The 12,364-nt window shown below is 43.2% G+C and carries 7 protein-coding genes; 6 read left to right on the top strand and 1 reads right to left on the bottom strand.

Translation table 11 applies throughout. The annotated features are described in order from the left end of the window. The first annotated feature begins 69 nt into the window (after nt 1–69). From A3739_RS23370 to A3739_RS23345, 6 genes are all read left to right on the top strand, one after another. Nucleotides 70–5,943 (top strand): Hpt domain-containing protein, encoded by a 5,874-nt coding sequence (locus A3739_RS23370; protein WP_231877133.1) that lies wholly within the window; start codon nt 70–72, stop codon nt 5,941–5,943. Nucleotides 5,944–5,949: 6 nt separating this feature from the next. Further along, nucleotides 5,950–6,870, top strand: a complete 921-nt coding sequence (locus A3739_RS23365) for a chemotaxis protein CheB (RefSeq protein WP_082878570.1) — start codon at nt 5,950–5,952, stop codon at nt 6,868–6,870. A 28-nt stretch (nt 6,871–6,898) separates the two neighbouring features. Then, nucleotides 6,899–7,348 (top strand): chemotaxis protein CheW, encoded by a 450-nt coding sequence (locus tag A3739_RS23360; protein WP_068483458.1) that lies wholly within the window; start codon nt 6,899–6,901, stop codon nt 7,346–7,348. Nucleotides 7,349–7,366: 18 nt separating this feature from the next. Beyond that, nucleotides 7,367–8,245 carry a hypothetical protein gene (locus tag A3739_RS23355; protein WP_068502100.1) on the top strand — a complete coding sequence of 293 codons (879 nt, stop codon included), beginning with the start codon at nt 7,367–7,369 and terminating at the stop codon, nt 8,243–8,245. A gap of 195 nt (nt 8,246–8,440) precedes the next feature. Next, a complete protein-coding gene (locus A3739_RS23350) occupies nt 8,441–10,357 on the top strand; it encodes a VacB/RNase II family 3'-5' exoribonuclease (RefSeq protein ID WP_068483452.1) in 1,917 nt (638 codons plus the stop codon). A 302-nt stretch (nt 10,358–10,659) separates the two neighbouring features. Further along, nucleotides 10,660–11,472 (top strand): ion transporter, encoded by an 813-nt coding sequence (locus tag A3739_RS23345; RefSeq protein ID WP_068483449.1) that lies wholly within the window; start codon nt 10,660–10,662, stop codon nt 11,470–11,472. Nucleotides 11,473–11,501: 29 nt separating this feature from the next. On the opposite strand, the gene A3739_RS23340 is transcribed toward A3739_RS23345, so the two are convergent. Then, entirely contained in the window at nt 11,502–12,104 is a 603-nt protein-coding gene (locus A3739_RS23340; RefSeq protein ID WP_068483464.1) for a Yip1 family protein, read from the bottom strand. Between the last annotated feature and the right edge of the window lie 260 nt (nt 12,105–12,364).

The raw sequence follows: 12,364 nt of genomic DNA, 5'->3' as shown, positions 1-12,364 counted from the left end.
GCATCTGAAGAGAGCCTAGGCAGCGCGCAAAAGCAATTACTGCGTGAACTTGATATTCAGCTTAAGGCTATGATTGAAGAAGCTGATGATGCGATGACACGTTTAGTGCCGACATCTTTGTTGGAAAATCTTCTTTATTATGTTGCAACAAGCGACGCTTCATCGGAGCGAATTACTTCATTGCGCGATCAATTTGGATTGCAAATCGATGACGACCCAGAAAAAGAGATTCTTGGCCCAGATAAATCAACGCTAAGTACGATTGCTTCTGTTTTGATGGAAGAGCTTGCTTCTTTCAAAGATAAAATTGACCTTGTATCCCGAGATCAGAGCGCTCAAGTCGATGACTTGAAAGAGTTAATTCCGGCGCTTCGTCAGATGGCCAGTTCGCTACAAATGGTCGGTATCTCTGATGCAGAAAAAGTTCTAGAAGAGCAGATCAATGTCTTAGATAGCAAAGACTTTGTTTCGGTTGATCAAGACTCAATGATGAATCTTGCTGACGCGATTTTGTCTGTTGAAGTTCAAGTTCGACATCTCGCTGAAGGCCCTGAGGCTGCTAATGCCGTGCCGGTTGAGCAATTTGAGAATGCTAATGCAGCAGTGATTGAGGCATCTAAAGCATCAATTGAATTAGCTAAAAATGGCATTGTTGGTTTTATTACTTCTAATTGGGATATCAAGCAGATTGAGGGTGTTCCCGCGATTCTAGAAAGTGTTCGTGGTGGCTTACAGATTATTCCTTTGGAAGAAGCTGCTGAATTGATTAGTGGCTGCAGTCGATATATCAGCGAACGTTTAATTCGAGAGACAGTAAAGCCTGATTGGTCAGAGCTAGATCGCTTAGCTGATGCAATTAGTAGTATTGAGTACTACATCGAACGCCTCTCTGAAGGTGCTCCAGAAAGCGACCGCTTCTTGGAAGTTGCGCGTGAAAGCTTGCATAAGCTTGGCGTGACGAATGGATCGGATGCAACTACGCATATTTCCCCTCACCACATATCTGAAGCGGCTAGTGAAGCGCCAGAGTCAGTCGCGAAGGAAAGCGATGAGCAGTTAATTGATCAAGATATCCTAGAAATCTTTGCTGAAGAAGTAGAAGAAGTTGCTGCTGACATCGAAGCGGCGACTAAAGTATTGCACGTTGATGCCGCGAATCAGGAAGCTTTGGCTGAGCTTCGTCGTGCTTTCCATACTTTGAAAGGTAGTGGTAAGTTAGTTGGTGCAAATGCGATTGCAGATCTAGCCTGGGTTGTGGAAGAGCGACTTAATAAGCGAATTGAGCAAACCATTGAAATAAAAGCTGGTGAACTCGATGTCATTGATCAGATTCGTCAAAACATGGCTCCGTTGTTAGAAGCGTTCTCAAAAGGGCAAGACTCTAATTTAAGTCAGTCTTTGGCTGAGAAAGTTAAGGTAGTGTTTGACGGACAAGTTGCAGAAGAATTTTCAGACGAAGAGCATATCGAGATTGAAGCTGAAGTCGCGCCGGCAAACGATATCGACGCTACGCAAGTTGAAGCACCACAAGACGAGTCCGACGATGATTTAATTGACGATGAAATTCTAGAAATTTTTGTTGAAGAAGCGGAAGAAGTAAACGAGACGATTCAAACTTATTTACCGCGCTATGTAGACAATTATGAGGACAAAGAAGCGTTGACAGAGTTGCGCCGTGCATTTCATACATTGAAGGGCAGTGGCCGCATGGTGGAAGCCCTCGATATTGGTGAAATAGCATGGGCAGTTGAAAATCTTCTTAATCGTATTATTGATGCGACAACAGAGATGAATTCCTCTATCGCTGATTTTGTTCAGAATATTGCGGCGCATATTCCAGCTTTAGTCGAAAACTTTAAATTACGTCAGGCGCCAGTGCTCAATCCTGTTGAAGTTGAAGCGCATGCGCAAGCATTGATAGCGGGTGAGCAAGTAGAGCTTTCTGCCCCATCTACGGGTGAAGTGGAAGAATCGGAAAATCCGCAAGAGCCGGTTCAGAAAACTGTTGCTTCTGAAGAAATTGAAGATTCCTTGTTAAGTATTTTTGAGCAAGAAGCGACGCAGCACATCGATACTATTGTGCACTTTGCGATGTTGGTTGAGGGTGACCAGCCGATTGCTGTGAACGATGCGTTATCTCGTGCGCTTCATACGCTCAAAGGTAGTGCGAATACAGCAGGCATTCAGCCAATTGCTGAGATTGCCGTACCGCTAGAGCACCTTGTGAAAGAGTTGCGCGCTAATGGCTTGGAAGTTGATGCCAAGCTAGCAGCATTAATGCAAGAGAGCATGGATGTGTGTCGTAAAGGTATTGCGCAGCTAGAGTCATCGCCTCAGCAAAGTGTTCCAGGATCAATAGAATTAGTTGCCAAGTTAGCTGCGTATAAACAGCACCGCATGTCAGATCTTGAACAAGAAACTGATGCCTTGATACCGAATACGCAAGACCCTCAGTTGGTTGCAATGTTCCTAACTGAAGGCTTGGATATTTTGCTCGATGCGGAGCGCATTATTGATCAGTGGCAGCAAGGCGCGATTACTAATGAAGACTTCAATAAGCTTTATGATGAAGTTACAAAGCTTAAACGCGGCGCGAAGGTGTCAGGTCTGAATGCCATTGTAGAGTTATGTCGTGCTTTAGAAAGTGCATATGATGTAATCAATCATTCTGAAAGTGCGCCAAGTTCCAAATTTATTGCGACGATCAAACAGGGTCATGATGGTTTGATCGATATGATGGATCAGACAGCTGCGGGCTTAAGTGCAGATGTTGATGCGAAGTTGCTTAACTTGTTGGCAGAGATAGCTTCTGAGCATCAAACTCTTGAGCAAGAGCAAGAGCAAGAGCAAGAGCAAGAGCAAGAGCAAGAGCAAGAGCAAGAGCAAGAGCAAGAGCAAGAGCAAGAGCAAGATATCGAAATTAGTATTGATGCACTTGAGGAATCTCTAGCTGAAGCCATTCCAGAGTATGCTGTAGAAGAAACTGAAGAAGAGCTTGTAGCGACGGAACTAGAAGCTGTACCAGAAGAAACCATCCAAGTTGAAGAAGTTGATCAAACTGCTTCAGGATCTTTGGCGGAACTTGATCCTGAGTTAGCTGAAATTTTCTTGGAAGAAGCGCTAGAGTTGATCAATCATTCAGGCGAGCTACTGCACCAATGGCAGAGTGAGAGTGATAATTTTACGCTTGTAGGTGAATTGCAGCGCGATCTACATACGCTAAAAGGTGGTGCACGTATGGCTGAGGTCACTGCAATTGGTGATCTCTCACATGAGTTAGAAACATTGTTTGAGCGCACGGTTGAAGCACACACCGTTGCGAGTCCGGCCGTGATTGAACTTTGTCTTCAGTGTCATGATGCACTAGCGTCTATGGTCGATAGTGTTGAAGCGGGTTCTGTTCCTGCTCCAGCATTAGATTTGCTAGAAGCTGTTAAGCGCTCTATTGCTGGTGAAGAACCAGTATTAAGTAAGGTTCCAGCACCTCAGCCTGAGCAAACAGAAGTAGAATCTGAAGTTGAGAATATCGAGGCTACAGAACCTGAAATTGTTGAAGTTGAAGAGATAACGCTCGTAAAAGAGACGACAATTCCAGTTGAGCCAGAGCCAGCGGAACCTGTTAAGCCTGAATTATCAGAAGAAGACGCCCTCGATAAAGAAGTGCTTGATATGTTCGCCGAGGAGGCGCAGGAACTCATCGAAGCGCTCGAAACGAACATGGCGGATTGGGCTGATGCGCCAACCGAACAGAACTACAATCAAGAGTTGCAACGAGTACTGCATACTCTCAAAGGTGGTGCCCGTCTAGCGAGCTTAGATAAGTTGGCAGACACGAGTCATGATTTTGAAACACGTTTAATCCAAGCCTATTCAAATGGCGAAGCCTTTGAGGGTGAACTCAAAGCGCTAGCATTAAAAGCTCAAGATGCATTGCATAGTCTCACCAAAGATTTCCTTGCGCAGCTAACTGATCAAGCGCCAGAAGAGGAGCCTCAAAACGAAACTCCAGTAGAAGTTGTTGAGCAATCTTCTGCAAGCCAAGAGTTGATTCAGCTTGGCCAACAACAAAGCCCATCGAAGCCTGTTAAAGAGAAAAAGTCAGGCTCACAAGAATCTGTTCGTGTGGGCGCATCGTTGATTGATGCCTTAGTGAATCTTGCTGGTGAGACAAGTATTTCGCGTGGTCGCCTAGAACAGCAGATTACTGATTTTGGTTTTACTCTTGAAGAGATGGCCGCAACGATCGAGCGTTTGCGTGAGCAATTGCGTCGTATGGAAATCGAGACAGAAGCGCAAGTACTTTACCGCGCTGAGCAAGAGGGTATCGCTATTTCTGAATACGAAGAATTCGACCCGCTTGAGATGGATCGCTATTCCTCTATACAGCAGCTTTCTCGTTCGCTGTCAGAGAGTGCGACCGATTTAACGGAGTTACGAGATACCTTATCGAATAGAGCGCGTGATGCAGAAACATTGCTATTGCAACAATCTCGCATTAATTCAGAGCTGCAAGAAGGCCTGATGAAAACACGCATGATTCCATTCTCGTCAATGGTTCCTCGCTTGCGTCGTATCGTTCGTCAGATCAGTGGTGAATTAGATAAAGCTGTTGATTTTAAAGTAGCCAATGCAAGTGGTGAGATGGATCGATCAGTGCTTGATCGAATGGTTGCGCCGTTAGAGCACATGCTACGTAATGCCCTTGATCACGGTATTGAGCCTAAAGAACAACGTGTGAAAGCGGGCAAACCAGAAGCCGGAACGATTGCGTTGTCTGTATCGCGCGAGGGTGGCGATATCGTCATTCGTATGCAAGATGACGGCGCTGGTATTGACGCATCGAAAATTAGAGCGAAAGCGGTATCGCAAGGTTTGATTGCTGAAGATGCCAAGTTATCAAAGCAAGATACCTTGCAGTTAATTATGGCAGCGGGTTTCAGTACCGCAGAGCATGTTACGCAAATTAGTGGCCGCGGCGTTGGTATGGACGTTGTTGCAAGCGAAATAAAACAGCTCGGTGGTGCAATTTCTATTGATTCAACAGTAGGACAAGGTACCCAGTTCACGGTTCGACTTCCATTTACGGTATCTGTTAACCGTGCGTTGATGGTGAGCACAGGTGACGATTTTTATGCCATTCCGCTGAATACGATAGAAGGTATTGTTCGTGTCAGCCCTTACGAATTAGAAGAGTACTATCAAGAAGACGCACCACCTTATCGATATGCGGGACGTGATTATAAACTCCAGTATTTGGGGTCTTTGCTACACAACGCGCATCAGCCGAAGTTAAAAGGTCAGCCTTTGCCATTGCCCGTCATTTTGGTTCGAGGCACCGATCAACCTATGGCGTTACAAGTTGACAGCTTGATGGGTTCTCGAGAGATAGTAGTAAAAAGTTTAGGCATGCAGTTCAGCGAGGTGCATGGCGTCTCAGGGGCAACGATTCTTGGTGATGGTAGTGTTGTTGTGATCCTCGATTTACCGGCATTGATTCGTGAAGAGTCAGCAGGTGTCATGGATGTTCTAGATACTGATGGAAATGTTGATACACAGAACGAAACACCACTTGTGATGGTTGTTGATGACTCGGTTACAGTAAGAAAAGTATCGACGCGCTTGCTCGAACGCAATGGTATGGATGTCGTTACAGCAAAAGACGGGGTTGATGCCATTGCACAGCTTCAAGATACCAAGCCAGATGTCATGTTGTTAGATATTGAGATGCCTCGTATGGACGGGTTTGAAGTAGCAACACTTGTACGCCACGATGAACGTTTGAAAGATGTTCCGATTATTATGATTACCTCACGAACGGGCCAAAAGCACCGAGATCGTGCGATGTCGATTGGTGTAAATGAATACATGGGTAAGCCGTTCCAAGAGCAAGAACTGTTGCAGAAAATTGAAGAAGTTCTTGCTGCTACAAGAGTAACAGCATAAGAGTACATGATGAGGATCCAGGCTTCGCTCGGAATAATTAGTGAGGATCCTTTACTTAGAAAAGACTTAAGTATTTTTGCTGAGCGATACGGTTTTTCTGCGCAGGTGAGTATCGCACCGCAAAGCTGGAAAATTGAAGACCTTGAGCGCTACAACCAAATTTCATGCTGGTTAGTTGACGAGCCATTTTTTGATTTGGCAAGCGATGAGCTGGCGCAATACATAGCCGATTTAGCTGTTCCGGTTATTTTGGGGTTGGAGCCTTTTAGTCGTGAGCATGAGCTGAGGGAAAGGGAGTTTTCTTTTTTAATTAAAAAGCTTATTCAGCATCTCCATCCAAACCAAAGCAATGAGGTTTTCGATATATGGGTGCTAGCTGCTTCGTTAGGGGGGCCTGAAGCTGTGAAGGAGTTTCTAGACGCCTTACCCCAAGATATACCCGCGAGCTTCTTGTACGCGCAGCACCTCGATGAAGTGGGTTCTAAAGCCTTAGCTGATGTTATTGGCAGAGACGCGAAATTGCCTGTTGTTGCAATTGATGGAATGTGTGAATTAGCCCCCGGCGTGATTTACAAAGTCCCCGTGGACTCAAGCATTGATTTTACCAATGGTGTTTGTTTTAAAACGGGTTCAGCTTGGCAAGGTGAATATACCCCAAGTATTGATGAGCTGTTGCGTCGAGTAAGCTTCACTTACGGTAATCGAGCTAATGTCATCGTGTTTAGTGGCATGGGCGAAGATGGCGCCGATACAGCAAAAGATTTGGCTAGGCGTGGCAGTTTAGTTTGGGCGCAAAGTGAGCATAGTGCAGTCAGCGACATGATGCCGAAATCGGTGATCGAAAAGCGTATATGCCAACGGATTGCTGCACCAAAAGACCTTGCTATGTTAATGACAGCGTATTACAAGAATACAGGCATTTCTTAATTTGCCTAAAAAATGAAGGAAGTTCAGAGTGTCTGAATCAGAGCTAATTTCGAGTTTATATTTGCCGGTTGAAGGCACTAAGTTGGTGTTGCCAAACGTGAGTGTGGCCGAGGTAATTGAATATACCAAACCACAAGAAGCAGAAGGGCCAGAATATTTTCTAGGAAATATTATGTGGCGGGGTATACAGGTTCCATTGCTAAGCTATGAAGTTGCCAATGGCCAAGAGAAACCCGCTCGGAATACTCAAGCGCGTATAGCTGTAATTAATAGCGTTGGGCTAGATAATCAGAAGTTACCTTTTAGCGCCATTCTCACTCAAGGTCTCCCGCGCTTAGTAAAGGTGAGTAAGGATATCATTCAAGAAGAAGAGCAGAGCGATTCTCCTGCTGAACATAGCCGTATTAGGGTCGATGGAGAATATGCGGTGATTCCGAGCTTGGAATATCTAGAGTCACTGGCCATTAAACTAGCGTAAATCAGAGTCGCTCCTGAAATGATTCAGAAAACGCTGCAAAAAGAACTGTTATCGTTTTTCGTTTTGCTATTTCCGATCATTGAGCTTGTTTTATTAGGCTTGAACCACGCGGTGTTTTTCATCATCGGTTTGAGCGCTGTGATGTTTGCGCTCAACTTCTCCTCTTTGTTTTCAAATCTTCTCAAGTTTATTCCAGCAATTAATTTAGTCCTTTTTGCATCTATTTTTGTTGTGCATCTGACATCGGGTGTGAATAGTGTTGCTGTTATGGGCTGCTTGTTAGTGATGACTGTTTGGGCAGCATTAGTCCTTGATTTGGTGTTTGCCGCGACCTTTTCTCTTCTTTGTATGTTGCTTTTAAGCGCGCTAAATGATTTTACGCAGCTAGCCCAAAATGCCGTTCTAGTTTTTTCATTATTTGCGTTAGCGAGCTTTGTTCGCTTTCGTATCGGTCGACTTGAAAGAGCAGGGCCTAAGCATACTGAGGAGGATATGTTCGCATGTCGTAATGCGAGACAGTTTGAGCAAGACCTTTCTCATTACTTTGCCTTGCATCAGCGTTACCAGATGAATTGTGTGCTGCTGGTGATTGATGTTGAATTACCAAGAAAAATGAATCTGACGAAAGAAAGAACATTGTTGCAGGTTCTTGTGTCGATCTGGAAAAGCCGTATTCGTTCTACAGATGTGTTGTATAAATTAAGTGATCGCCGTTTTGCATGTCTTGTGACTGCAACGAATAGAGACGGCGCACAAATTTTATTGAATGATTTGAAGAAGGCGACACAGGATTATCAGTTGCCTGAAGGATTAAATCCTGAGGTTTATATTTCTCTTCATGATTGTGCAGAGCAAAATAGTGAAAAAAGCTGGCTAGATAAGAGTTATCAAGATTAGATACATTAAAAAATTTGATTCCTTTTGCTTGCGTGATAGATTGTCTCGCCCATGGTTTGGTGACGATTTTATGCCCTTTTAACAATGCGAGTCTCGACGAAGTTAAAAGAGAAACTGCGAAGTCTTCATTGATTCCACGCAGGATTTTTGACGTTAATTTGATTTAGCCTACCGAGGCTTTTTAAAGGTAAAGAAATGCTTAAATTAGATGCTTTGGACCAATTAAAGCAGCTCAAAAGTGATATTAAAGCTAGCCGTGATTTGCAATTTGGCAGAGTAAAAGGGACAGGGCAGAAGTTCGGTTTTGTTAGCCTTGAAAGTGGCCGAGATGTATTTTTACCGCCGGATGAAATGCTAAAAGTCTTACCTGGCGATCGAATTGAAGTAGAGATCAAAAAAGACGACAAGAACAAAACGTTTGCAAAAGTAGAACGACTGATCGAATCGAATAATAAATTATTCTTTGGTAAATACGTGTCTAAAGGCGCTGCACATTTTGCAGAAGCGGATTTCGATGGTACAAGTCGATGGATCTTTATTCCACCAAATAAACGCGGGAAAGCGAAAGTTGGCGACTTACTTCAGTGCAAGCTTGTTCAACACCCAATTAAAAATGGTAAGCCACAAGCCCACATACTCGATAATCTTGGTAATGAAAAAGATGCAGGTATTGAGTGGACCTACAGTCTGAAAAAACATGGTATTAAAGAAGCTTGGAGTGAAAAATCTGAGCAAGATTTAAAGACATTGACGGAAGACTTGGTCGCTAAGTTATGTGCTGAGAGAGAAGATTTTAGTCAACATGCTTTCTTTACCATTGATGGTGAACGCACGACTGACATGGATGACGCGCTTTGCATTGAAGAAAACTCCGATGGCTGGAAGTTACTCGTTGCTATTGCTGATCCAGAAGCCTTAGTTAAGCATGCTCCGGTCTTAGAGAAAGAAGCTTTGCAACGCGGCGCTTCTTTGTATGCGCCTAATAAAGTTGTTTCAATGTTACCTGAAGAGGTGAGTGCGAACTTAGCCTCATTAGTAGAAGGAAAGACGCGTTTAGCGAAAGTTTTCACGATACAAGTTTCTAAAGATGGTGATGTTGCGCTAGAGAAAATTAGCCTTGGTAGTGTTACTTCGGCGCAAAAACTATCGTATACGCAAGCGAGCGATGATGCACTTGATGGTGTGAATGAGAATGTTCGACCACAAGTGATTGCGCTAAAAGGTCTTGCCGAAGCTCTACTAGAAAAACGTAAGAGCACAGCGAATGTCCAGCCTAGTCGCTCTGACTTTTTTATAGAGCTTAACGCTGACCAGAAAATTGAAGCAATTCACCCACGAACAAGTGTTGCGGCTCATGCATGGGTTGAAGAATGTATGTTAGCTGTGAATCGCTGTGCAGCTCAGTATTTTGCAGAGAACGCAAAATCTGCTTTGTACATCAGTCATTCAGGCGTTCGTGCAGATCGTTTAGAGTCGCTTAGTACAGTATTGAATGAAAAACTTCCTGAATTAAAAGAATTCAGTTTAGCAAACTTAGATGGTTTCGTATCAATATTTCGAGCGTTACAAGCAGATGATGAGCGAGAGTATTTAAGGCAACTAATGCTGAGACAGTTGGATCGAACCGGGTTTAGTCTTGAAAAAGCGCCTCATTTTGCTCTGGGTTTTGACGCTTACACGACCATCAGTTCACCTCTGCGCAAAGCGAATGATTATTTACTACATCGTTTATTAACGTCTCTAATTGAGAGTAATGTTGGTGATAGCTTAACTACTAAAGACCTTGAATCGATTGAAGAGAAGCAAGACGCTATTCGTAAATCTGTTTTCGATATCGAGCAATCATTGAAGTGTGAATATATGACGCGTCAATCTGGTGAGTTTGATGCGGAAGTTGTTCGTGTATTTACTACTGGTATGCAAGTTCGTGTATTAGATAATGGCATTGAAGGTGTGATTGCGACGCGGGATATTGAAGGCAAGTGCAGTTTTAACCAAGATTTGATGCAATTGAAAACTTCAAAAGGCGAATTTACCTTAGCGCAAAAACTAAAGGTTTCATTGAAGCGTGTTGATTGGTCTAAAAAGCAGATTCAATTTTCTCTAGCTTAATTCAGATGTTTTTCTGAAACTTTGTAGGATATATCCTACAAAGTTTCAGAGATCTCCTATATTTTTCCCTAATTACCTCATCTATTATTTGCTCATAGGGACAGCATAAACATACGGAAATGTTGACGGAATCAAGGATGACCGTAGCTAAGGGATGAGACACGGATGGTAATAAGCAGGCATGGATCGCCAGCTTTTCCGTTTACTCCCCCATCCCTATACTTTCCCTTCTCCTAACCTCTTTATCTTGTTACCTATATTCGTGTATCGTGCCCAGAAATTTCATGTGGACGAGCAGAAATATGGTCTCTGGTGGTATTCAACAGTCTTTCTTTAAATTAAAAAATAATCGTATCTTTGAGTTTGTAGTTATTGCGATTATCTTAGTTTCAGCCCTAGAAATTGGCGCTAAAACCTATCATCTCCCTGAAAATGTTATTCCATTTTTAAAGATATTGGATTGGTTTGTAACGATTTTCTTTCTGATAGAAATCAGTATCCGTTTTATTGCAGAACCTAATAAAAAAGCGTTTTTCAAAGATGGTTGGAATGTTTTTGATACCCTTGTCGTAGTGATCAGTCTTATCCCTATCAATGAGAGCGAGATGGCTTTGCTAGCTAGGCTTGTTCGTGTATTCAGGGTTTTACGAATGGTGTCTGTGATTCCTGAACTACGCGTTTTGATTAGCTCACTAGTTAAAGCATTGCCGCAGCTAGGTTATGTAATGCTGCTAATGTTCATTATCTTTTATATCTACGCAGCCGTTGGTAGCCACTTGTTCGGTGAGATTAATGAGGTGCTCTGGGGCAATATAGCCATTGCTATGCTGACTTTATTCCGAGTTATGACCTTCGAGGATTGGACTGACGTTCAATATGAAACGATGGAGGTTTATCCTCTAAGTTGGATCTTCTATCTAACCTTTATTTTCTTTACGGCATTTGCATTCTTAAACATGGTGATTGGTATTGTTGTGAGTGTGATGGAAGAAGAAAACCACAAAATGCGAATGCAAAAAAATGAAGAGCAGGGTAAGGAAGAAGTGACGCTTGAAGCTTTGTATAAAGAAATTCAGAGTTTAAAAGAAGAACTAAGAAAAAACGCTCGCGAATAAGCGAGCGTTCTTGTAATGAGTTAAGGGTGTTAACTTATATATTCTGGACCAACTCCAACGCTCCAGATAATGACGCTAATGGCAAACAAGCCGACTAGCATCACTAATCCCACTGTTAAGATAGAGGAGGCAAACATAAACCCTCTATCTTCTGGAATCTTCATTAGGATTGGTAATCCTTCATAAAGGAGATAGACCGACCAACATACTGCGACCACTCCGGCCATCATGTTTACCCAGAGCACTGGATATATCGCGATAGCGCCTATTAGGAATAAAGGCGTTGCGGTATAAGCGGCGAGAATAATACCGTTGTGTTCAGATGCTTCTACGCCATATGTCGCCGCAAAAAAATCAATGAATTTACCAATAATGTATATGCCGCTTAGCATTGCTGCGTAAAACAGAATGCAGAGTTGTGCGGCGCTAGAATTTGTCAGCTTAATAATATCGCCATCGCCGATTTGCCAACCAACGTGAGTTGTCCCGTAATACGCTGCTGCTGCGGGGATAAGTGCGAGAAGAATGATGTGTGTGAGAAAAAGCTTAGGGGCCGATTCATGCTCTTCGCGAATCGTTTGCCATTCTCTGTCAGGGTGAGTCAAGATACCGAAAGTATGCAATATGCTCATAGCGCCTCCGTTGATTATTTTTTTTGGCTGCGTCAATAAGTCTCGACCCATCACTAGAGTTCGTCAAGTAGCAAAAAAGCGAATTGTCTAAAAAATACACAAATATTTGACTAAATTCTGCACTTATTGCTCAAATTTGAATCAGTTTTGGCGGTCGCACTCTTTGTTTGTTTATTTTTGATCTCTTCTAGGCTCGCCTGAAAAGCCTGCTTTGTTGCTACAGATGAGACTTTTTCTTGAAGAAGTGCAGACATTGCTTT

The sequence above is a fragment of the Oleiphilus sp. HI0067 genome, assembly GCF_001635735.1.
Note: the sequence above shows the minus strand (reverse complement) of the source record. Positions and strands in the feature narration are given on the sequence as shown.

Bases quoted from the DNA above. Each gene is read 5' to 3' on its own strand.
- A3739_RS23350 (WP_068483452.1), top strand. From the start codon at position 8,441: ATGCTTAAATTAGATGCTTTGGACCAATTAAAGCAGCTCAAAAGTGAT.
- A3739_RS23370 (WP_231877133.1), top strand. From the start codon at position 70: ATGATTGAAGAAGCTGATGATGCGATGACACGTTTAGTGCCGACATCT.
- A3739_RS23365 (WP_082878570.1), top strand. From the start codon at position 5,950: ATGATGAGGATCCAGGCTTCGCTCGGAATAATTAGTGAGGATCCTTTA.
- A3739_RS23340 (WP_068483464.1), bottom strand. From the start codon at position 12,104: ATGAGCATATTGCATACTTTCGGTATCTTGACTCACCCTGACAGAGAA.
- A3739_RS23355 (WP_068502100.1), top strand. From the start codon at position 7,367: ATGATTCAGAAAACGCTGCAAAAAGAACTGTTATCGTTTTTCGTTTTG.
- A3739_RS23345 (WP_068483449.1), top strand. From the start codon at position 10,660: ATGGTCTCTGGTGGTATTCAACAGTCTTTCTTTAAATTAAAAAATAAT.